17 protein-coding genes are annotated in these 20,844 nt (G+C 67.8%); 5 read left to right on the plus strand and 12 right to left on the minus strand.

Going from position 1 to position 20,844, the window contains the following annotated elements:
- Positions 1 to 212: 212 nt before the first annotated feature.
- Together ACYVF6_RS25570 and ACYVF6_RS25575 are read left to right on the plus strand one after the other, a co-directional pair.
- Entirely contained in the window at positions 213 to 2,405 is a 2,193-nt protein-coding gene (locus tag ACYVF6_RS25570) for a M4 family metallopeptidase (RefSeq protein ID WP_460525059.1), read from the plus strand.
- Between the two features lie 192 nt (positions 2,406 to 2,597).
- Positions 2,598 to 3,707 carry a mandelate racemase/muconate lactonizing enzyme family protein gene (locus tag ACYVF6_RS25575; RefSeq protein ID WP_460525060.1) on the plus strand — a complete coding sequence of 370 codons (1,110 nt, stop codon included), beginning with the start codon at positions 2,598 to 2,600 and terminating at the stop codon, positions 3,705 to 3,707.
- Here the strand turns inward: ACYVF6_RS25575 and ACYVF6_RS25580 are convergent.
- Both ACYVF6_RS25580 and ACYVF6_RS25585 read right to left on the minus strand, forming a co-directional pair.
- Positions 3,693 to 4,175 (minus strand): GNAT family N-acetyltransferase, encoded by a 483-nt coding sequence (locus tag ACYVF6_RS25580; protein WP_460525061.1) that lies wholly within the window; start codon positions 4,173 to 4,175, stop codon positions 3,693 to 3,695. The two genes, ACYVF6_RS25575 and ACYVF6_RS25580, sit on opposite strands and share 15 nt — an antisense overlap.
- A gap of 13 nt (positions 4,176 to 4,188) precedes the next feature.
- Positions 4,189 to 4,938 carry an SDR family oxidoreductase gene (locus ACYVF6_RS25585; protein WP_460525062.1) on the minus strand — a complete coding sequence of 250 codons (750 nt, stop codon included), beginning with the start codon at positions 4,936 to 4,938 and terminating at the stop codon, positions 4,189 to 4,191.
- Positions 4,939 to 5,091: 153 nt separating this feature from the next.
- On the opposite strand from ACYVF6_RS25585, the gene ACYVF6_RS25590 reads away from it, so the two are divergent.
- Both ACYVF6_RS25590 and ACYVF6_RS25595 read left to right on the plus strand, forming a co-directional pair.
- Entirely contained in the window at positions 5,092 to 5,949 is an 858-nt protein-coding gene (locus tag ACYVF6_RS25590) for a helix-turn-helix transcriptional regulator (RefSeq protein ID WP_460525063.1), read from the plus strand.
- Between the two features lie 17 nt (positions 5,950 to 5,966).
- Positions 5,967 to 7,397 (plus strand): arylsulfatase, encoded by a 1,431-nt coding sequence (locus ACYVF6_RS25595; RefSeq protein WP_460525065.1) that lies wholly within the window; start codon positions 5,967 to 5,969, stop codon positions 7,395 to 7,397.
- A 32-nt stretch (positions 7,398 to 7,429) separates the two neighbouring features.
- On the opposite strand, the gene ACYVF6_RS25600 is transcribed toward ACYVF6_RS25595, so the two are convergent.
- The 7 genes from ACYVF6_RS25600 to ACYVF6_RS25630 form a co-directional block, all read right to left on the minus strand.
- A complete protein-coding gene (locus ACYVF6_RS25600; protein ID WP_460525066.1) occupies positions 7,430 to 9,871 on the minus strand; it encodes a PEP-utilizing enzyme in 2,442 nt (813 codons plus the stop codon).
- Positions 9,871 to 10,692, minus strand: coding sequence for a TetR/AcrR family transcriptional regulator (locus tag ACYVF6_RS25605; protein WP_460525067.1), 822 nt, complete (start codon positions 10,690 to 10,692; stop codon positions 9,871 to 9,873). Before ACYVF6_RS25605 ends, ACYVF6_RS25600 begins: the two co-directional genes overlap by 1 nt.
- Before the next feature lie 322 nt (positions 10,693 to 11,014).
- Positions 11,015 to 12,232 (minus strand): NADP-dependent isocitrate dehydrogenase, encoded by a 1,218-nt coding sequence (locus ACYVF6_RS25610; protein ID WP_460525068.1) that lies wholly within the window; start codon positions 12,230 to 12,232, stop codon positions 11,015 to 11,017.
- 47 nt (positions 12,233 to 12,279) lie between these two features.
- On the minus strand, positions 12,280 to 13,236 hold the full coding sequence (gene mdh / locus ACYVF6_RS25615) for a malate dehydrogenase (protein WP_460525069.1): 957 nt from the start codon (positions 13,234 to 13,236) through the stop codon (positions 12,280 to 12,282).
- A gap of 48 nt (positions 13,237 to 13,284) precedes the next feature.
- Positions 13,285 to 13,599 carry a DUF3017 domain-containing protein gene (locus ACYVF6_RS25620; protein WP_460525070.1) on the minus strand — a complete coding sequence of 105 codons (315 nt, stop codon included), beginning with the start codon at positions 13,597 to 13,599 and terminating at the stop codon, positions 13,285 to 13,287.
- A gap of 587 nt (positions 13,600 to 14,186) precedes the next feature.
- Positions 14,187 to 15,080 (minus strand): NAD(+)/NADH kinase, encoded by an 894-nt coding sequence (locus ACYVF6_RS25625; RefSeq protein WP_460525071.1) that lies wholly within the window; start codon positions 15,078 to 15,080, stop codon positions 14,187 to 14,189.
- Complete coding sequence (locus tag ACYVF6_RS25630; RefSeq protein WP_460525072.1) at positions 15,080 to 16,132, minus strand: SPFH domain-containing protein; 1,053 nt, start codon at positions 16,130 to 16,132, stop codon at positions 15,080 to 15,082. Before ACYVF6_RS25630 ends, ACYVF6_RS25625 begins: the two co-directional genes overlap by 1 nt.
- A 67-nt stretch (positions 16,133 to 16,199) precedes the next feature.
- Between ACYVF6_RS25630 and ACYVF6_RS25635 the strand changes: the two genes are divergently transcribed.
- Positions 16,200 to 16,898 (plus strand): NUDIX hydrolase, encoded by a 699-nt coding sequence (locus ACYVF6_RS25635; protein ID WP_460525073.1) that lies wholly within the window; start codon positions 16,200 to 16,202, stop codon positions 16,896 to 16,898.
- A gap of 770 nt (positions 16,899 to 17,668) precedes the next feature.
- Here the strand turns inward: ACYVF6_RS25635 and ACYVF6_RS25640 are convergent.
- The 3 genes from ACYVF6_RS25640 to purN are packed head-to-tail and all read right to left on the minus strand — an operon-like array spanning position 17,669 to position 20,615.
- Positions 17,669 to 18,481: an APH(3') family aminoglycoside O-phosphotransferase gene (locus ACYVF6_RS25640; RefSeq protein WP_460525074.1), complete on the minus strand. Its 813-nt coding sequence runs from the start codon at positions 18,479 to 18,481 to the stop codon at positions 17,669 to 17,671.
- An 11-nt stretch (positions 18,482 to 18,492) separates the two neighbouring features.
- Positions 18,493 to 20,058, minus strand: coding sequence for a bifunctional phosphoribosylaminoimidazolecarboxamide formyltransferase/IMP cyclohydrolase (purH, locus tag ACYVF6_RS25645; RefSeq protein WP_460525550.1), 1,566 nt, complete (start codon positions 20,056 to 20,058; stop codon positions 18,493 to 18,495).
- Between the two features lie 5 nt (positions 20,059 to 20,063).
- Positions 20,064 to 20,615 (minus strand): phosphoribosylglycinamide formyltransferase, encoded by a 552-nt coding sequence (purN, locus tag ACYVF6_RS25650; RefSeq protein ID WP_460525075.1) that lies wholly within the window; start codon positions 20,613 to 20,615, stop codon positions 20,064 to 20,066.
- Positions 20,616 to 20,844 lie beyond the last annotated feature (229 nt).

Raw genomic sequence — 20,844 nt, forward strand, 5'->3', positions numbered from 1 at the left:
GTTAACTCCGGCATTACGCCATAAAGGCCTGCAATCCCCTTGGTAATGGCGTTTTGGCGCCAGCCTATTGACGGGCGACCAGCTGTCGGACTTACATGTAACAGCTCAATCGGTAGTTCGCTTCTCTGTGTAACCGATTTCCTCTGTTTTCCGGGCCTGCCCTGCGCTGCGTAATCACTGTGGGCGGAGGGCTCATGGGAAGGGAGCAACAAATGAGGCGCATCACCCTTGCGGCGTCTCTCGGTCTGGCACTGGTGGTCGCAACCATCTCGATCCCCATCGCCCAGGCCAACGACAAGGCACCAACACCTGCGGCGTCTGAGTCGGCAAAGCCCGCGGCTCGAGCCGCAGCCATCGCCGATCGCGCGGCCGCCAGCGGATTCGACAATCTCGCAAAGGGTCCCGAAGAGACCCTGCGGCGTCAGAGTGTCGTTCCAGGCGGACGACCTGGACGAACGCTCTACAACGTCGTATACCAACGTACGTACGACGGCCTGCCGGTTGTCGGCGCTGACGCGATCGTCATCACCGACGCCAACGGAACCATCCTGCAGACCGTCGGCGACGGGCCGATGACCGCACTACCGACGACCACGCCGGCCATCTCCGCCGGCCGCGCGACCACCATCGCGAAGACCCGCGTCGGCACCGTCGAAACAGCGTCGAAACCGCGCCTGATCGCCTTCGCGCAGGGCAAGAAGTCCACTCTGGCCTGGGAAACGACCGTACGCGGCACCACCAGGGACCTCCCGAGCGTGCTGCAAGTCTTCGTTGACGCGGGGAGCGGCAAGGTCGTGGATACCTGGGAGAACGTCCGCATGGGAACGGGCTCCGGCTTCTACAACGGCCAGGTCAGCATCACGACAAGCGGCTCGGGCACCTCGTTCTCCATGACCGACAACAGCCGGCCCGGCCTGCGCTGTGGTGGGCAGAACGGCGCGGCGTTCACCGGCACCGACGACGCTTGGGGCAACGGCTCCGGCACCAACCTCGAAACCGGCTGCGTCGACGCTCTTTACGCCGCGCAGAAGGAATGGGACATGCTCGCCGGCTGGATGAACTACAACGGGTTCAACGGCAACGGCGGCGCTTTTCCTGCCAGGGTTGGCCTGAACGACGTCAACGCGTTCTGGAACGGCAGCTACACCAACTTCGGCCACAGCCAGGACAACCAGCGCCAGGCGACGCCCATCGACGTTGTGACGCATGAGTACGGGCACGCGATCTTCCAGTTCGCCGGAACGGACGGAGCCGGCAGCGGCGCCGAACGCGGTGGGATGAACGAGGCGAACGGCGACATCTTCGGCGCGATCTCCGAAGCGTACGCGAACAACCCGAACGACCCGCCTGACTTCTACGTCGGTGAGGAAGTCAACCTGGTTGGCGACGGCCCTATCCGCGACATGTACAACCCTGCGTCGCTCGGCGACCCGAGCTGCTATCCGCAGCTCACCTCCGGCACCGAGGTACACGCGGGCGCCGGCCCGCTGAACCACTGGTTCACCTTGCTGGCAAGGGGATCCGGCGGCTCGCCGAACGTACCGGTCTGCGCCGGCGGGGCCGTCACCGGCATCGGCATCCAGAAGGCCGGGCAGATTTACATGGCCGCTCTGCAGACGAAGAACCCGTCGACGTGGAGCCACGTCAACGCGCGCGCGGCGACGTTGAACGCGGCGAAGAACCTGTTCCCCGGCAGCTGCGCCGAGTGGACTGCCGTACGCAACGCCTGGAACGCGATCCAGGTTCCAGCAGGCTCGAACGAGACCTGCACGCCGGCCACGGGCAACGACTGGTCGATGTCGCTGAACCCCGCCTCGCGTCAGGTCAACCCAGGTTCGTCGACCACCTCAGCGATCTCGACGTCGACGATCGTTGGCACCCCGCAGTCGATCACGTTCTCCGCAACGGGCCTGCCGTCGGGCGCCACGGCGAGCTTCTCACCGGCAACGCTCACCTCCGGCGCCTCCTCGACGCTGACGGTTACGACGTCGAGCTCAACGCCGGTTGGCATCTACCAGGTGGCGATCAACGGCAACGGCACCGAGGACGACCACTCGGCGACGTTCCAGCTGACCGTCGGCAACCCGTCCACGTGTTCGGCACTGCCGGAGACGCACACCGGCACGTTCACGGCAACCAACCAGAACCAGTACTGGCCGGGCACCACCGGCTGGGCGGCGAACGCCGGCACGTTCAACGGCTGCCTCGACGGTCCGAACGGCGTGGACTTCGACCTGTATCTCCAGCGCCTGAACACATCTGGCACCTGGTCGACGGTCGCGCAGGGCATCACGTCGGCGCCCGATGAAAGCGTGAGCTTCAACGGTACGGCGGGTACGTACCGTTGGCGCGTCCACGCCTTCAGCGGCACCGGCAGCTACACGATGGGCATGAACCGCCCATAACCATCGCTCCGCAAGATCGACGCGAGCGGCTGGGTCCGTCCCGGCCGCTCGCGGCTTTCCGCGTACGGCTGACAAAGCTGTCGCGCGTGAGGTGCTCGTCCGAGCCGGCTGGCTGCCGGCCTGAGGCCGATCCGATGGCCAGCACCAGCCAGGTACGTGCGATTCCGGCCGCGGCCGGGCAACGTTGACACCATGGGCTCGAGACCGAAAATCGTCAGCATCGAAACGTTCCTGGCCAGCCAGCAGATCGCGATCGTACGCGTCCGTACCGATGACGGCGCCGAGGGCATCGGCCAGACCTCACCGTTCCGCGCCGACCTGACCGTCCAGATCCTGCACGAGATGGTCGCGCCGTTCTTCCTCGGCAAGGATCCGTGGGACCTCGAGGCACTGGTCGACCGCTGCATCCGCGACCAGTACAAGTTCCCCTCGACGTTCCTCCTCCGCGGCGTCTGCGGCGTCGACACCGCGCTCTGGGACCTGCTCGGCAAGGTCACCGGCCAGCCGGTCTACAAGCTGCTCGGCGGGAAGGTACGTGATGTCGTGCCGATGTACGCCTCCAGCATGAGCCGCGCCATCTCACCTGAGGATGAGGCCGAACGCCTGCTCCAGCTCAGGGAAACCAACGGCTTCAAGGCCGCCAAGATTCGCCTCGGCTCCGCGATGGGCCGCGACAAGGACGCCTCGCCCGGCCGCACCGAGCGAATCATCACCCATATCAGGGAAGCGATGGGCGACGACTTCGACATCAACGCCGACGGCAACGGCGGGTTCACGGTGTCGAGGGCGATCCAGGTCGGCCGGATGCTCGAGGACAACGGCTACTTCCACTTCGAAGAGCCCTGTCCGTACGAGGAGATCGAGAACACCGCCCAGGTGACCAGGGCCCTCGACATCCAGGTCGCCGGCGGCGAGCAGGACAACTCACTCATACACTTCCGCCGGATCATCGACCTGCAGGCCGTCGACATCGTGCAGCCCGACATCGGCTACCTTGGCGGCGTCGCCCGTGCGAGGCGGGTCGCGAGGATGGCCGAGGACGCCGGAATCCCTTGCACACCACATTGTTCGAACAACTCACTGCTGCAGGTCTTCACGCTGCACCTCGCCGCGGCCATGCCCGCCTGCCACCAGTATCACGAGTGGGGCATCGAGGACAACCAATGGACGAAGGGCCTCTACGAGCCCGAGCTGAAGGTCGTCGATGGTGGGGTCGCGGTCGAGGACACGCCAGGCTGGGGCATCGAGATCACCGATCACCTCTACAACAACGCCGAACGCCAGGTGTCAACCCTGAGCTAACGCCGCCAGCTCGTCGTCGGTGAGGCGGAATATGGTCCATTCGTCCATCGGCTTCGCGCCGAGCGAGGTGTAGAAGCCGATCGCCGGCTCGTTCCAGTCGAGCACCGACCACTCCAGCCGCGCGTAGCCCTGGCGTACGCACTCGGCCGCCAGCTCACGCAGCAACGCCCGGCCCAGCCCGCTTCCGCGCTGGGTCGGGCGTACGTAGAGATCCTCCAGGTAGATACCGTGTACGCCGCGCCAGGTGGAGTAGTTGAGGAACCACAGGGCGAATCCCACGACCTCGCCGGCCACCTCTGCCACGTGCCCGAAGACCTTCGGCGACGGGCCGAACAACGCCTTGTGCAGGTGCGCTTCGGTCAGCTCGCACTCGTGCAGCGAACGCTCGTAGTCGGCCAGCTCGCGGACGAGTCCGACGACGGCTGGGACGTCGGACTCGCGAACGCGGCGTACAACAGTTTCACTCATGTGGACAAGGATCTCATGGCTGCCGGGTCGGCATCGCGACGATGTTCGCCAGGTTGACGTTGCGCGGCAGGCCGGTCGCGTACGCCACTACCGAGGCGATGTCGCCTGCCTCCAGCGGTGCCAGCGTTTCGACCCACTGGTCGAGCATCGCGTTGGTCTCGTCGTGCTGGACGTGGCCCTGCAACTCGGTCACTGTGACGCCAGGCTCGATGTTCGTCACCCGGACGTCCTGCGGCCCGAGCTCGGTACGCAGGTTGCGGGCCAGGTGGCTCGCGGCCGCCTTGGTCGCGCAGTAGACGGCGAAGTTCGGGAACTTGTCCGTCGCCGCGATCGACGAGATCGTCACGAGGTCGGCCTTCCCGCCCCGGCCGGCGGCGGCAAGCAGCGCGGGCACGAACGCATTCACCGTGGTCAGCAGCCCCGACAGGTTGATGTCGATCATCTGCTGCCACTCGTTCGTACGCCCCTCCGAGAACGGTGCGGCGAGCATCACACCGGCGTTGGCGACCACGAGGTCGACCTCGCCGACCGCCTTCGTCACCCTGGCCGCCAGCTCGTCCGCGGGCCGCGCGAGGTCGGCCGGCACCGCGACGGCCGTGCCGCCCGCTGCCGTGATCTCCTTGGCCAGTTGCTCCAGGCGGTCCTGCCGCCGGGCGACCAGTGCCACCCGGGCGCCGTTCTTCGCGAGCAGTCGCGCCGTCGCCTCGCCGATTCCGCTCGAAGCGCCCGTCACCACAGCGATCCGGCCGTTCAACTCAGACATCTGGAACCTTCCACAGGTTGGGTTTCTCGGTTACGTCCTCAACTCTGCGCCGCCGCGACGGACCGGCCCAGGCCCGGCGTTACCGGGGTCTGCGCCTTCCCTGGGTCTGACAGGACCACCCTCGGCTGGCACACCTGAGAGACACTGGAAGCCATGAACAACCGCTCCGAACTCGGCGAGTTCCTCCGCGCGCGACGTGCGCAGGTCAGCCCGGCCGACGTGGGCCTGGTCTCGCACGGCAGGCGTCGCGTCCCCGGCCTGCGCCGCGAGGAGCTCGCCCAGCTTGCCGGCGTCAGCGTCGACTACTACGTGCGCGTCGAGCAGGGCCGTGTACAAGGAGTTTCGGAGTCGGTACTCGACGCACTCGCCTCGGCACTTCGGCTCAACGACGTGGAACGTGCGCACCTGCACAACCTCGCCAGACCGGCCAAGCCGGTCAGGCGTCCAGCCGGCCAGGCCGGAGTCGAGCGAGTCCGGCCGGGCGTCCAGCAGTTACTCGACTCCCTCGACACCGTGCCCGCGTACGTCATCGGCCGGTTCGGCGACACCGTGGCCTGGAACCGCCTTGCGTGCTTGGCGTTCATCGACTTCGAGCAGCTGACGCCGAAGGAACGGCACTGGGGCCGGATGATGTTCCTCGACGGCATACCGAGGGAGCGGTTCGCCGACTGGAACGCCAAGGCCCGCGAAACCGTCGGCTACCTTCGGCTGATAGCCGGCCGCTACCCGGACGCGCCGGAGCTCACGTCGGTGATCGGTGAGCTTTCTGTGAAGAGCGAGGAGTTCCGGCGGCTGTGGGCCGATCACACCGTCCGGGAGAAGACCCATGGCCGCAAGGTCCTCCGGAACCCCCTCGTGGGTGAGTTGACGCTCGACTACGAGTCACTGGCTCTGCCGGACGACCAGGTGATCATCACCTACACCGCCGAGCCCGGGTCGCCGACGGCGGAGGCGCTTCAGTTTCTGGCCAGTTGGTCGGCCACCGAGGTCGAGACGCAAAGGCAGGATTGACGCTACCGTTGACGGTCATGAGCGATGACCGGCCGAACGTTGTTCTGGTGTGCGTCGACCAATGGCGCGGCGACTGCCTTTCGATCGAGGACCATCCGGTCGTCCACACGCCACATCTCGACGAGCTGGCGTTGCGCGGGGCGCGGTTCTCGCGGGCCTACTCCGCGACGCCGACCTGCGTACCGGCCAGGATGGCCTTGCTGACCGGGCTTTCGCAGCGGACGCATCGTAGAGTCGGCTACCAGGACGGTGTGGCGTTCGACATCGAGACCACGTTGCCTGGGGAGTTTCGCAGGCACGGCTATCAGACGCAGGCGATCGGGAAGATGCATTACTCCCCGACCCGGGCGCGGCTGGGCTTCGACGACGTTCTGCTGCACGACGGTTACCTCCACTACGGTCGCCGCCGGCAGCAGGCGGTCGAGACCTACGACGACTACCTGCCGTGGTTGCGTTCTCAGGCGGGGCAGACCGCGGTCGCCGACTACTTCGACAACGGCGTCAACTGCAACTCCTACGTCGCACGCCCATGGGACAAGGCCGAGTCGCTGCATCCGACGACGTGGGCGGTGACGCAGGCGCTGTCGTGGCTGAACCGCCGCGACCCGACGGCGCCGTTCTTCATGTACCTCTCGTTCCACCGGCCGCACCCGCCGTTCGATCCGCCGGGCTGGGCGTTCGAGCAGTACCTCAACGCGCCGCAGTACGAGCCGCCGGTTGGCTCCTGGGCCGACGTCTACTCGTCGCATCGGCAGGACAACTCGCACCAGCCGTTCGCGGCGCGGATGCGCCCGGACCTGCTGCAGCGAGCGCGAGCCGGCTATTACGGTCACATGGCGCACATCGACCTGCAGCTCAACCGGTTCGTGGAGACCTTGCACGAGTGGGGCCTGAAGGACAACACCTACATCTGCTTCGTGTCCGACCACGGCGAGATGCTCGGCGACCATCATCTGTTCCGCAAGGGATTTCCGTACGAAGGGTCGGCTCGGATCCCGTTCCTGCTGGCCGGTCCTGGCACCGGGCGGGGCGTGCGGCGGGACGAGGTGGTCGAGCTGCGGGACGTGATGCCGACGCTGCTCGACTGTGCCGGGCTGCCGGTTCCAGAGTCGGTCGAGGGTCGCAGCCTGCTGCCTATGGCCCGTGGCGAGGCCGCCGGCGGCTGGCGATCGCACGTGCACGGCGAGCACGCACTGCTCGGACAGTCGTTGCAGTGGATCACCGACGCGCGGTACAAGTACGTCTGGCTGTCGGGTGGCGGACAGGAGCAGCTGTTCGATCTGGTGGAGGATCGCAGTGAGACCAGGGATCTGGCAGGCGAGCGTGTGGATGAGTGCGCTCGGCTCCGGCAGTTGTTGGTCGGCGAGCTGCGCGGCAGGCCGGAAGGTTACGTCTCCGGCGATCAGCTGGTGCCAGGCCGGCAGCCGCTCACGCTGCTGCCGGCCTGACCCCTACGCAACAACCGCAGGGCAGCACCGCGTTACTGAAGGATGTCCACCGTTCCATGCTCGCCGTCGACGCGGATCCGGTCTCCGGTGTGGATGCGTGCGGTCGCGTTGCCACACCCGACGACGGCCGGAATGCCCAGCTCCCTCGCGACGATCGCCGCGTGCGACAGCGGCGCGCCGACGTCCGTCACGACCGCGGCCGCACGGGGGAACAGCGGAGTCCAGCCGATGTTGGTCACTGTCGTCACCAGGATCTCGCCGGGCTCGAGCTCCTCGCCGCGGGCCACGGAGTCGATGACGCGGGCCGTACCCTCGACGACACCGACCGCACCGGCGAAGCCTGTCACCGTATCGCTGACCGGCGTCTCGGCGCCGTGCTCGTCGTAGAAATCGCTGCGCCGGTTGGGATCCGCGGCCCATCTGAACGGGTCGAACCGGCCGAGGATCACCGCTGGATAGGGCGGCAGGGCCTGGTAGCGGTCGTACGTCGCGCGCCTGGCCGGCACGGTCTCCAGCACCATCGTTTCGCCGTCGAGCACCGCGAGGATTTCCTCGACCGGCAGGAAGAACAGGTCGCCGCCGTGCTCGGTGAGCTCGCCCGCACGCAGGACGAACGCGCGGACGACCCAGAACGCGCGGATCACCTCCGACCTTGCGTGCTCTCGCCCCTGCGCGGCTTTCACCCAGCGTTCGACCTGCGCGCGTAGCTTCGTGACCTGCTTCGGGTGGCGCTGCGCGAAGCGCTGCCAGGCTGCCTCGCTGGCTGCTTCCTGCCGGGCGAGCAGTGCTGCCGGCGGCTCCGCGGCGGTGCGCAGACCGTCCAGCTGCTTGTCGATCCACGCCGGATCCTCGGCCGGGCGTGGAGTCGAGATCTCGAACTCCGAGGCGCCGCGGTGCCCGTACTTGCGACCGTAGGTCTCGCGGTCGATCTCGCCGTTCTCGAGCTGCGCCAGTCCGAGCAGCGGGCCCAGGCTTTCCAGGCCTTTCGTACTCGCGAGGCCGGACGTCATCTTGTTCATGTCCGACTCGCCGACCAGCTTCGCCAGCTTCTCCCGGACGGTGACGAGCGCGCCGGAGTCCTGCCTGCCGGCGGCTTCGAGCATCTGGCACGTTTCGTGGAAGTACGGCTCGATTTCCTTACGCCACAGGGATGCGAGCGCTGTCGTGGTGGTTGTCGCGGCGATCCGCGCTCGTAGGTCGTCGCTCCGTGCGGCCGAGGTCGCGAGAAACTCCGGCAGCCTGGCCGTGTTCTGCTTGACCCGCTTCAGTACTTGGCGTACGACCGGGAGCAGCGCGCGGATGACCTGCCAGCGCGAGAGCGGCGCCGGCGGGATCTCCATGCCTGCGGGCAGCCGGCCGAAGACCTGTGTGATGGCGCCGGTGAAGCGGCCCTTCATGCCGAACGCGGCGGCCAGGGAGTAGGCCATGCTGAGGTTCATGTAGAACCGGCCGCCGATGTTGCCGTAACCGGGGTACTCCGGCAGCGAGCTCGTGGCCATCGCGTCGCCCATGAACAGCTTCACGGCCGACCAGGTGGCGGGCGTCATGACGTCGGGGATCGCCTCGCCGAGGTTGCCGTTCGTCCAGAGGTACTCTCCGCGCAGGCTGTCGTTCCACTCCTCATACGTCGCGAGGACGGTGATGGGCCGGGCTTGCAGGATGAAGACGCTGTTGGCGTGGAGGGCCCACTCGACGTCCATCGGACGTTCGTAGAGTTGCTCGATTCGCTTGCCCAGCTGGAAGAGCTCGCCGATGTGCACGGTGTCGAGGATCTGCTCACCGCGGCGCTCGATGACCCGGCCCGAGGCTTTCTCGATGACGATCGCGTCGGGGTCGGCCTCGCCGCTGACCAATGCCTCGCCGAGACCACTTGCGGCGTTGACGACAACGCGGTCGTTCGCTCCGCTCACAGGGTCGGCGGTGAACAGGACGCCGGCGGCGTCGGCCGGGACGAGCTCTTGTACGACGACGGCAAGGCTCACGTCGTCGTTGCCGATCCCTTGCAGGGAACGGTATTCGATGGCGCGGGCGGTCCAGAGCGAGGCCCAGCAGCGTTTGACGGCGTCGAGTACTGCTGCCTCGCCGCGGATGTCGAGGTAGGTGTCCTGCTGACCGGCGAACGAGGCGTCCGGCAGGTCCTCGGCGGTGGCGGAGGAACGTACGGCGACGGGGACGTCGTGCATGGCGGCGTAGGCCTTGCGGATCGCCTCGGCGATGTCGTCGGGCATCTCGTGGCTGTCGAACAGCCGGGCGATCTGGTCCGCGGCCTGTTGCGGGGCGCCGGCGAGGGCCTCGAGAATCCGCTGCTGCAACTGGTTCCGCGCGACGAAGCGCAGGTAGGCCTCGGTAGTGACGTGGAAGCCGGGCGGCACGGGGAGCCCGCCGTTGGCGAGCCGGGCCAGGCTCGCACCCTTGCCGCCGGCGACGGCGAGCTCGGCGGAAGGGTCGTCGAGTGCCAGAACCAACGGTGCCATCAGGCGTTTTCCTCTCTGGCGGCGCGGTCTGCGCTGTTGGACTTGTTAGCGCTATCAGTGGTGTTGGTGCTGTCGGGGTTGTCGGCGTTGTCGTCGCTCAAGCCGATCGCCGCGTCGAACTGGTGCCGCGCGATCGCCAACGCGTTGTCGACATACCCGATGGTGGCGCTGATCAGTGCGGCTTCCTCGCGGTTGCCAGATGCCTGCTCCGTGCCGAGCGTCCGGTAAATGGTCTCGGCGATCAGGTCTGCCCGTTCGTCGTCTGTGATCTCGTATTCGGCGGGCATCATCGGGCTGGCGAACAGATTGCCCAGGAACGTCGCGCTGACGACGTTGACGTGCGCCCGAGTTGGCAAATCTGGGCGGACCGCGCCATGCTTCTCGAGGATCGCCACATAGTCGGCGTACCCCAACCTCTGCGCGGCGTCGCCGCCCTGGCGCGGTCGCTGGCCGGCCAACCGCCCGAGGATCGCCTGATCCCCGAGGAATACGGCTTTCAGTAACGGGCGCTGGAGCATGGCGGCGGCGAAATGCCGGAACAACGTACGTACGATCGGCGCCTTGCAGTCAGTGGTGAGGCGCTGCCGTACGTCGGTCAGCAGCACGAGCCTTTCCTGCCGCAACAACGCGAGGAACAAGGCGTCCCGCGTCGGCCAGTGCAGATAGATCGTGCCCTTGGCAACCCCAGCCGCCCGCGCGATGTCGTCGACGGTGGTCTTGTCGAATCCCCAGCGCTCGATCAACCCGCCGGCAGCCACCAAGATCCCCTCGGCCCGCTCCCGCCGCCCAGCGATGTCGTCTTTCCGCAGCCGACCGCGCACGCTGTCCTCACATCTACCGTCTAGTTGACCAGATAACGTCTTTTGGTCAACTGTACGCTTCTAGTGCGGTCGAGTGGTCACCGAACGAGGTGATGCCCACCACAGCCGCGCGGAGGCAACGGCAGCGGTCCCACGCACCCGCCGACGATCACGGCCACGGCAAATTGCGGTAGCCGCAAACTCAGGCAGCCGCGACCAGCGGCCTAGACGCACTGCGCTGGTCGCGAAGACGCGGGGCCGCACCTCGTACACGCAGAAGGCGCCCCACCCCGCGATCTGCGGGACGGGGCGCCTCCTGTCGTAACGCCTACAGCGCGAAACCTCAGGCGGACAGCTTCGCCGCCAGGTTGTCGGCCAGCGAGCCGAGGAACTCGTCCGTCGTCTGCCAGGTGGCGTCGCCGCCGACGAGCAGTGCCAGGTCCTTGGTCATCGCACCCGACTCGACCGTCGAGACGCAGACCTGCTCGAGCGTGTGCGCGAACTCCGACAGCTCCGGCGTTCCGTCGAGCTTGCCGCGGTGCGCCAGCCCGCGCGTCCACGCGAAGATCGACGCGATCGGGTTCGTCGAGGTCTTCTCGCCCTTCTGCCACTGCCGGAAGTGCCGCGTCACCGTGCCGTGCGCCGCCTCCGCCTCGACCGTACGGCCGTCCGGCGTCATCAGTACCGACGTCATCAGGCCCAGCGACCCGAAGCCCTGCGCCACCACGTCCGACTGCACGTCACCGTCGTAGTTCTTGCAGGCCCACACGAAGCCGCCGTCCCACTTCAGCGCCTGCGCGACCATGTCGTCGATCAGCCGGTGCTCGTACGTGATCCCCGCGGCCTCGAAGTCGCCCTTGAACTCAGCTTCGTAGACCTCGGCGAACAGGTCCTTGAACCGCCCGTCGTACGCCTTGAGGATCGTGTTCTTCGTCGAGAGGTACAGCGGGAAGCCCCGGTCGAGCGCGTACCGCATCGTCGCGCGCGCGAAGTCGCGGATCGACGAGTCGAAGTTGTACATGCCCATCGCGATACCGCCGTCGGTGAACTTCGCGACCTCGAACTCGATCGGCTGCGAGCCGTCCTCCGGCGTGTACGTGATCGTCACCGTGCCAGGGCCGGGCACCACGAAGTCGGACGCGCGGTACTGGTCGCCGTGCGCGTGGCGCCCGATCACGATCGGCTTGGTCCAGCCCGGCACCAGCCGCGGAACCGTCGAGATCACGATCGGCTCACGGAACACCACGCCACCGAGGATGTTACGGATCGTGCCGTTCGGCGACCGCCACATCTTCTTCAGGCCAAACTCCTCGACCCGCGCCTCGTCCGGCGTGATCGTCGCGCACTTGACGCCGACACCATGCTGCTTGATCGCGTTCGCGGAGTCGATCGTCACCTGGTCGTCGGTGGCGTCCCGGTTCTCGATCGACAGGTCGTAGTACTCCAGTGGCACATCAAGGTACGGCAGGATCAGCCGGTCCTTGATGTCCTTCCAGATGACCCGCGTCATCTCGTCGCCGTCGAGCTCGACGACCGGGTTGGCTACCTTGATCTTCGCCATCGTTCCGTTCTCTCCTCAAACGCTTGTCAGTCGGCGCTTTACAGCTCTCAAAGGTTCTGTACGTCGGCCTGCTTGGCGCGGACCGCCTCGGCGGCCTCCTTCAGCGCGGCGAGCTCGGGCTCTGTGAGCTCGGTCTCGACCACGCGGCGCACGCCGTCGCGGCCCAGCTCGGCCTCGACGCCGAGGTACACGCCGGAGATGCCGTGCTCGCCCTCGACCCACGCACAGACCGGCATGACCGCGCCGGAGTCGTCGATCACCGCGCGCGCCATCCTGGCGGCGGCCGCACTGGGTGCGTAGTACGCGGAACCGGTCTTGAGCAGCGCGACCACTTCCGCACCGCCGTTGCGCGTACGCGTGACCAGCTCGTCGATCTTGCTCGCCGGCAGCAGGTCGGCCAGCGGCTTGCCGTCGACCGTGCACCGCGACGGCACCGGCACCATCGTGTCACCGTGCGAGCCGAGCGTGAGCGTACGTACGTCCGCGATGGGTACGCCGAGCTCCTCGGCCACGAAGTGGGTGAAGCGTGCGGTGTCGAGCATGCCGGCCTGGCCGAGTACGCGATGCTTGGGGAAACCGGTTGCGAGCTGGGCCAGCGCGGTCATCTCGTCGAGCGGGTTGGAGACCACGATCACCACGGCGTTCGGCGCCTGCTTGGCGACGTTCTCCGAAACCTGACGGACGATCTTGGCGTTGGTCTCGATCAGGTCCATCCGGCTCATGCCGGGCTTGCGTGGCAGGCCGGCGGTGATCACCACGATGTCGGAGCCGGCGATCGCCTCGTAGCCCTCGCCGTCGCGGCCGGTGGTCTGGCCGATCACCTTGGTCTCGAAGCCCTCGATGGAGCGGGACTGGTTCATGTCGAGTGCGAGCCCTTCCGGCTTGCCTTCGACGATGTCGGTGAGGACGACCGTCTCGAACCGGTCGTACTCCGCGAGCCGCTGCGCTGTCGTCGAGCCGTAGAAGCCCGCACCGACCACGGTCACCTTGCCCTGTCGCGCCATGCTCCGCCTTCCCGCGTATATCTTGGCGTCAAGATACCTGTGCCGAGCCTATCTGATGTTGTTCGGAACGATGACCGCGAGGACCGCGATCGCGACCCCCATCACCGTCATCACGGTGACGTCGAGGGCGCGGCTGCGTAGCACCAGCAGGCCGGCGCGCCTCGTGGGGAGCAGCAACCGGAAACCGGCGCCGAGCAGGACAAAACCCGCGAACAGCAACGTGCCGACCAAGTAGTTCTCGACGACCACGATTCCGAGGGAACAGACCAATCCGGCCAGGACGAGCCCGAGCGGCCACTGCCTGGCGAGCAGGCTCCGGCGAATCGGTCGAGGAACGGGGCCGCGTACCGGCGCCTGCGTCATCGCACTCTCCTCCAGCTTGTTCGACGGCAGGCTATCGCTCCAGCCCGTCCGCTCTGCTGTCGACGGCCAGCAACCGGTTTCTGAGCCCAGGCCGGCGGCCCGAGGCTGGGCACGCTCCATCGACTTCCGGCAACCGAGCCGAGCCGAGCATCGCCGGCGCCCGAGCACCTCGCGCCAGCTAACTCGGCCACGTCTGCATCGTCGCGCCCGGACAATCGAAACCGTCCGAAACCGGTTTCTCACCGGCCGACACGTACGGCCGCCGAACCGACGATCAGAAACCGGTTTCTCGCCAGCCGACACGTACGGCCGCCGAACCGACGATCAGAAACCGGTTTCTCGCCAGCCGACGCGCACGGCCGCCGAACCGTGGTCCAGAAACCGGTTTCTCGATCTAACGCACGCGCATGGCACTAGCTAGCGAAGCGCTGGCGGGGCAGGTCCCTGCGGCACGCCAATGCGACGCCTGCAAACTGTCAGTGAAACCGGTTTCTCGACTGCGATCCGCGGTACCGCCAGCCCCGACCATCGTGCGTGAAACCGGTTCCCGGCTTCGCGGTGATCCGTCATGGACGTGCGCGGATCGCTCAATCCACCAGGCACAGGCCGCGCTCGGCGACGCGTACCGACACGCGTTGGCCGAACGACAGCGCCAACCGGTCCGACTCGATGCCGTCGCCGAAGACGACGAGGCGATCGCACTCCACGGTGAGGGCGAGCTCCCCATCCGCCGTCACCAAGCCCTCGGTCAGCTTCGTGCCGGTCACCGGCGACGGCCACGCCTCCCGTACGAACCAGGCGAGAAACCGGTCTCCCGGACTCGGCAACGCGAACGGGCTGTGCCGCTCCTGCCATACCGAGCGACACCAGCCCGTCGCTCCCGTACCCGTGCCGACCAGCACCCCCGATGACGACTGCTGCTCGGCCTCCCCCGCCGGCACGTCCAGCCGGTAGCGCGCCGACTGGTGGGTCTGATGTCCGACGTAGATCTCGTTCAGCGCGACCAGCCGCTGCCCGTCGTCAGCCGCGGCCGCGACCATGGTTCGTTCGGTGATCGCCGCCGACCGGTCCGCCGCCCGTACCAACAGCCCACGCGCCGCCGACGCCGGATGCGTGACCAGCACGCCGGCGTTGCGTCCCGGCGCCGGATCCACTCCGATCACCGGCTGCGCATCGGCGTACTTCGCGACGTTCGCGACCAGTCCGTCCTGCCCGACCACCACGATCACGTCGTCCGGCGCGAACAGGAAGCGATCGAGGTCCGACCGTTCAACCTGCCCCCGCCGCCAATCCGACGGAACCGCCGCAGCGACCGCATCCAACGCGGCGTTGAGCTGGTCGTGCCGCTCACGCACCGTCGCCAGATCGGAGCCGCGCTCCCGCAGGAAGAAACCGGCGGCGGCAGGCGTGCCGTGCCGCGCGACCAGCTCCTCGTACTCGCTCCGCCGCCACACGACCACCGCCCTCGGTGCGAGGCTCATTACGAGGCCTCGCCTCGGCCGTTCAGCGACCGAGTCACCGTTCCGAGCAGGTCGGTCACGGTGTCGGGGGTGATCGTCAACGACCCGATCTCCGGTAGCTGACCTGCCAGCTCGCGTACCGCCAGCAGCGTGATCACGGCCCGGTCCAGGCTCTGGTACGCAGCCAGCTTGTCGCGCTCCACCTCGGCCTCGGCCAGCCCGACCTCGCGAGTCGACTCGGCGCGGGCGGCCGCCAACGCGCGGTCCCGCTCGGCCTGTACGGCGGTCGCCAGTCGTTCGCGCCCGGCGCTCGCCTCGGCGTCGATCCGGGCGGATGCTGCCTTCTCCTCCGCTTTCCGACGGAAGTTTGCGCCCTCCTGCGCGACCAGTTGCTCCTGGCGCTTGGCCAGCTCGATCTTGTTCTGCAGCTCGTTCTCTGCGATGGCGCGCTCGCGCTCGACAGCCCGGGCGCGACGCTCGTACGTCGCCCGGTCCGCTTCCTGTTGCACCAGCTCGCGGGTCGGCGTCTGCAGCGCGCGTTCCAGCTCCGGCTCCGGGCGGATCGCGACCACCCGTACGCCGACGACCGTGATCCCGGTCGCGGCCAGCCGGCCGTCCTCGGCGAGGGCGCCGGCGATCCGGTCTCGGACTGTGGGCACGCCTTCGGCGAGCGCGGCCTGCAGGTCGAGCCCGACGAGTGTGTCCAGCGCGGGCTGCTGGGCGAGCTCGGACAGGAGGCTCGCGAGCTGCTCCAGCGGAGCAGACCGCCACCGGCCGGTACTCGGGTCGATGGAGAAGTCCATCCGTTCGGACGCGACGGCCGGATCGGTGATGCGGAACGTCACCGCGGCTTGCACGGTTATGTCCTGGAAGTCGCGCGTACGAGCGTGGAAGAGCAGGGGCAGCTCACGGTCGTCGACCGGGATCTCCGACAGCACCGCCGACAGCGAGCGGAACCAGAACGCCAGCCCGACGCCGTCGTGCACCAGCCGGCCGCGCCGGTGGTGGCGGACGTGCTGGGTCGGCGATCCCCGCAGGTGACGCAGGAACAGCAGACGCGTGATGTCGGCCATGGACCCTCCCGAACTTGATATCGTCAGTCCGACGATAAACCCATCGCCCATTTCTCGTCAAGGTGACATGAATAGCAGCTCGTACCCACCCTTCGCCGTGACCGTCGACCTCGTGGTGCTCACGATCCGGGCACAGGCACTGCACGTACTCGCCATCGCGCGCGGCGAGGAGCCGTACGCCGGCCGGCTCGCGCTGCCTGGCGGTTTCGTCCGGATCGACGAGGACCTGCCGCGGGCGGCCGCGCGCGAGTTGGCCGAAGAAACCGGTCTCTCACTGGACGCGGTGCATCTGGAGCAGCTCGCGACCTACGGCACCCCCGACCGCGATCCGCGGATGCGGGTGGTGACCGTGGCACATCTCGCACTGGTGCCGGACCCGCCGGAGCTGACGGCCGGCACCGACGCGGCCGCTGCCTACTGGGAACCGGTTTCTCACCTGGCGGGCGACCAGTTGGCGTTCGACCACGGCCGCATCCTGGCTGACGGGCTGGAACGGGCGCGGGCGAAGCTGGAGTACTCCAGCCTGGCGACGGCGTTCTGCCCGCCGGAGTTCACGATCGCGGAACTGCGGCAGGTGTACGAGATCGTGTGGGGTACCAGGCTGGATCCGCGGAACTTCCACCGCAAGGTCACTGGCACGCCCGGATTCCTCGAACCCGCCGGCCAAGCCGTCCTCCGCCACGAGCGCGGCCGGCCGGCTCAGCTCTACCGCAAAGGCGCCGCCGACATCCTGTATCCGCCGATGCTTCGCCAGCCCCAGAGCTAGCGCCGCGCACGCCTCGCCGAAAGCGCACGACGCGGGCCGAGAAACCGGTTCCTGGAACCGGTTTCTCGATGCGTTTCCGACGGGATTGCTGCGCTCATCAGGAGGCTCAGCCACCGAAACCGGTTTCTCCTCGAATACCGGCAGACGGACCGCTAGGAGCCCGAACGGCGAACCCCCAACGCAGAAACCGGTTCCCCATCGGCACCTCGAACCACACGGCCCACTGGAGGGTCGGGCGGCGGGCTCAGCCGAGAGAAACCGGTTTCTGGGTTGAGGTCCCGATCACGTGTCGGGCAGCGAAAGCCGGTCGAAGAAACCGGTTTCTCCACGACTAACGAACAGTCAGCGGCCAACGGCGGAGCGCGCGCCACCGGGTGAGGCTCATCGGAGAAACCGGTTCTCCCTCACTGCGGCCCACCCCACGAGCCCGGCAGCAGGCTCATACGCAGAAACCGGTTACCCGGCCCCGCCAACGGCCGATTGGGCTCCCGCGGCGGAAGAAACCGGTTCCTGGCAAGCCCAGGACGAAGGGCGGGCTCGTGGCGAGGAACCGGTTTCTCGCCACGCCGGCGGTCGAGGCAGCTGAGCTTGTGCCGGCGCTCGGTTCTAGGGGGTGTCCTGTAAGTGTCGGTGGATAGCGAGGACGGTCATGGCGCCGGGCTGGCAAGGCGGGCGGAGTCGTTCGTATCGGTCATACGGGCGATCTTCGTCCAACGCAGCCAGCGTGGGGCCAGGGCCGCCGCAGCCCGGCGACACTTGCAGGACACCCCCTAGAAGAGCCAGTCGAGGCGGGCGTAGTAGTCCAAGCGTGGGTCGCTGGGATTGGCGCCGTACTCGGTGAGGAAGCGGGCGACATGGGACTGCCCGTACTGCGGGTTCATGGTCTCCGAGCCGATGCTCCTACACATCAACGCCAGGTCGGCGTACCGGTCGGCACGACCCAGGCGGCCGAGGTCGACGAGGCCGGTCGGGGTGAGGGTTTCGGGGTCGATCATGACGTTGGGCAGGCAGTAGTCGCCGTGGCAGACTGCCAGGTCCTCCATCGGCGGGCGGGTGCGCTCCAACTCGGCAAGCAGCCCACGCCGGTCGAGGTCGCGTTCCCACTGGTCCATCTCCTCCACCCCGCGCTCGAAGAGGCCTTCGTCGAGGGCGCGCCGGACGTTGCCGAGTGCGACGTCGAGCGTTCGGTCGAACGGACAATCGCTTACAGGCAAGGCGTGCAGCGCCCGCAGGATCTCAGCCACCGAGTCGATCACCCGCATCCGCTGGTCCACCGGCCACGGATCGGACGCCGGACGGCCGGGCACGGCGGTCATGACCAGCCAACGTACGGCTCCGGACGCACCGGCGTCGACCACCTTTGCGGCCGGAAAGCCCTTCGCCGTAAGCCATTCCAGCCGCCGCGCCTCCGCGAGTACGTCCGCCCGCGGATCCGGATGCGCGGAAACCCTTGCCAGCTTGACGAACAGCTCCGACAGCCCGGCCAGCCGATAGGTCAGCGCACCCGACATCCCATGCGTGACGGGAATCCACTCGTGCGACGGATACGCCGAGCGCAGCCTCGCCTCAACCGCTTCGAACACCCGGGCATTGTCTAGTGGAAGAAGTGCCTCGTGCCACTGAAATACAGCGCGACGCCCGCCGCCTTCGCAGCCGCGATCACTTCCTCGTCGCGTACCGAGCCGCCCGGCTCCACGACCGCCTTCACACCGGCGTCGAGCAGGACCTGCAGGCCGTCGGCGAACGGGAAGAACGCGTCGGACGCCGCCACCGAACCCGCCGCCCGGTCACCGGCGCGCGCCACCGCGAGCTTGGCCGAGTCGACCCGGTTGACCTGGCCCATGCCGACCCCGACCGTCGCGCCGGCGGACGCGAGGAGAATCGCGTTGGACTTGACGGCGCGAATCGCGCGCCAGGCAAAGGAAAGGTCGGCCAGATCGGCGTCAGAAACCGGTTCCCCGGCAACCAGCTGCCAGGTCGCCGGGTCGTCGCCAGGGGCGTTGATCGCGTCGGAGTGCTGCATCAGCAGGCCCCCGGACACCGCCCGCGTCTCGACCCCGCCAGGCGTGGCCGCCGCGCTACGCAGCAACCGGATGTTCTTCTTACGGCTGAGGATTTCCAGCGCGCCAGGCTCGAAGTCCGGCGCCACGACGACCTCGGTGAAGATCTCCGCGACCTGCTCGGCCATCGCCACACTGACCGGCTGGTTGGTCGCGATCACACCGCCGAACGCCGACACCGGGTCACACGCGTGCGCCTTGCGGTGCGCTTCAGCCACGTCGGCACCGACCGCGATCCCGCACGGGTTGGCGTGCTTGATGATCGCCACGCACGGCCGCGTGAAGTCGTAGGCCGCCCGCCGCGCCGCGTCGGAGTCGACGTAGTTGTTGTACGACATCTCCTTGCCGTGCAGCTGTTCCGCCTGGGCGAGACCGGGCTGCGTGACGTACCCCGACGTGTACAGCGCGGCCGGTTGGTGCGGGTTCTCGCCGTACCGCAGCACCGCCTTGCGGTCCCACGTCGCGCCGATCCAGGCGGGGAAACCGGTTCCTTCATCGGTTGGCGCGACGACGTTGCCGATCCACGAGGCGATGTGCACGTCGTAGTTCGCGACGTGCACGAACGCCTCGACCGCCAGTCGCTGCCGCTGCTCCAGCGTGAAACCGCCGGACGTGACGGCCGCCAGTACGTCGGCGTACCGCTCGGGCGACACCACGACAGCGACCGACGCGTGGTTCTTCGCAGCCGAACGCACCATCGCCGGCCCGCCGATGTCGATCATCTCGACGATCTCGTCCTGGCTCGCGCCGGAGGCGACCGTCGCGGTGAACGGGTAGAGGTTGGAGATCAGAAGGTCGAACGGTGCGATGCCGAGCTCGTCCAGCTGCCGCTCGTGGTCGGAGTTGCGCAGGTCGGCGAGCAGACCGGCGTGAATGCCGGGGTGCAGCGTCTTCACCCGCCCGTCCAGGCACTCGGGGAAACCGGTTACTTGCTCCACCCGCGTGACTGGTACGCCCGCCGCCTCCATCGTCGCGGCGGTCGAGCCGGTCGACACCAGCTCGACGCCCGCCTGCGCGAGGCCCTGCGCGAACTCGGTCAAACCGGTCTTGTCGTAGACGCTGAGCAGTGCGCGCCGAACCGGCCGCTGTGTGTCGCTCACGGTGCTCACGGGATGGTGACCTTTCTTCCCGAAACCGTCCAGCCCTCGCGGACCATCCGGCCGATGTACTCCACGAGCTGTGCTCGCTCGACTTCCTTGATCCGGTCGGCGAGGGTGTCCTCGGTGTCGTCGTCCTCGACGGGTACCGCGACCTGCGCGATGATCGGACCGGTGTCGACACCATCGTCGACCAGGAACAAGGTGGCTCCGGTGAGCTTCACGCCGTACGCGAGGGCGTCGCGGGGGCCGTGGATGCCTGGGAACGCCGGCAGCAGGGCGTTGTGGGTGTTGAGGTACTTGCCGCCGAACGCGGTGAGGAACTGCTTGCCGACGAGCTTCAGGAAGCCGGCGGAGATCACCAGGTCCGGCTCGTATGCTGCGACTGCCTTGGTCAGCGCGGCGTCCCAGTCGTCGCGGGTCGGGTGGTCAGGCACCCGTTCGACAAACGTCGGGATGCCGGCGCGTTCGGCGCGCGCCGTGCCCTCGATGCCATGCCGATCCGCACCAACCGCGACGACCTGCGCGCCGTACGACGGGTCTTGCGTAGCGTCGAGCAACGCTTGCAGATTGGTGCCGGAGCCTGACACTAGGACGACGAGTCGGGCGGGCAGGGCGGCCTCCTTGAACCTTGGGCTGAGTAGTTCGACACGATATCGGGAGGAGCGGGTTCGTCCGGTGGCGGGCAGAGCCCGCTGGGTCGGAGCCGACGTGGCAGACGCGGACCGACGCGTGGAAAGACTTGGACAGAGACCGCACCGGTAGCGCAGATGACCGGACGACAGGAGG

The sequence above is a fragment of the Flindersiella endophytica genome, assembly GCF_054779015.1.

Coding starts and splice junctions, on each gene's coding strand:
- ACYVF6_RS25585 (WP_460525062.1), bottom strand. CDS start 4,938: ATGTCTGAGTTGAACGGCCGGATCGCTGTGGTGACGGGCGCTTCGAGC.
- ACYVF6_RS25610 (WP_460525068.1), bottom strand. CDS start 12,232: ATGGCGAAGATCAAGGTAGCCAACCCGGTCGTCGAGCTCGACGGCGAC.
- ACYVF6_RS25620 (WP_460525070.1), bottom strand. CDS start 13,599: ATGACGCAGGCGCCGGTACGCGGCCCCGTTCCTCGACCGATTCGCCGG.
- mdh (WP_460525069.1), bottom strand. CDS start 13,236: ATGGCGCGACAGGGCAAGGTGACCGTGGTCGGTGCGGGCTTCTACGGC.
- ACYVF6_RS25635 (WP_460525073.1), top strand. CDS start 16,200: ATGAATAGCAGCTCGTACCCACCCTTCGCCGTGACCGTCGACCTCGTG.
- ACYVF6_RS25600 (WP_460525066.1), bottom strand. CDS start 9,871: ATGGCACCGTTGGTTCTGGCACTCGACGACCCTTCCGCCGAGCTCGCC.
- ACYVF6_RS25625 (WP_460525071.1), bottom strand. CDS start 15,080: ATGAGCCTCGCACCGAGGGCGGTGGTCGTGTGGCGGCGGAGCGAGTAC.
- ACYVF6_RS25575 (WP_460525060.1), top strand. CDS start 2,598: ATGGGCTCGAGACCGAAAATCGTCAGCATCGAAACGTTCCTGGCCAGC.
- ACYVF6_RS25580 (WP_460525061.1), bottom strand. CDS start 4,175: ATGAGTGAAACTGTTGTACGCCGCGTTCGCGAGTCCGACGTCCCAGCC.
- ACYVF6_RS25570 (WP_460525059.1), top strand. CDS start 213: ATGAGGCGCATCACCCTTGCGGCGTCTCTCGGTCTGGCACTGGTGGTC.
- ACYVF6_RS25590 (WP_460525063.1), top strand. CDS start 5,092: ATGAACAACCGCTCCGAACTCGGCGAGTTCCTCCGCGCGCGACGTGCG.
- ACYVF6_RS25595 (WP_460525065.1), top strand. CDS start 5,967: ATGAGCGATGACCGGCCGAACGTTGTTCTGGTGTGCGTCGACCAATGG.
- ACYVF6_RS25630 (WP_460525072.1), bottom strand. CDS start 16,132: ATGGCCGACATCACGCGTCTGCTGTTCCTGCGTCACCTGCGGGGATCG.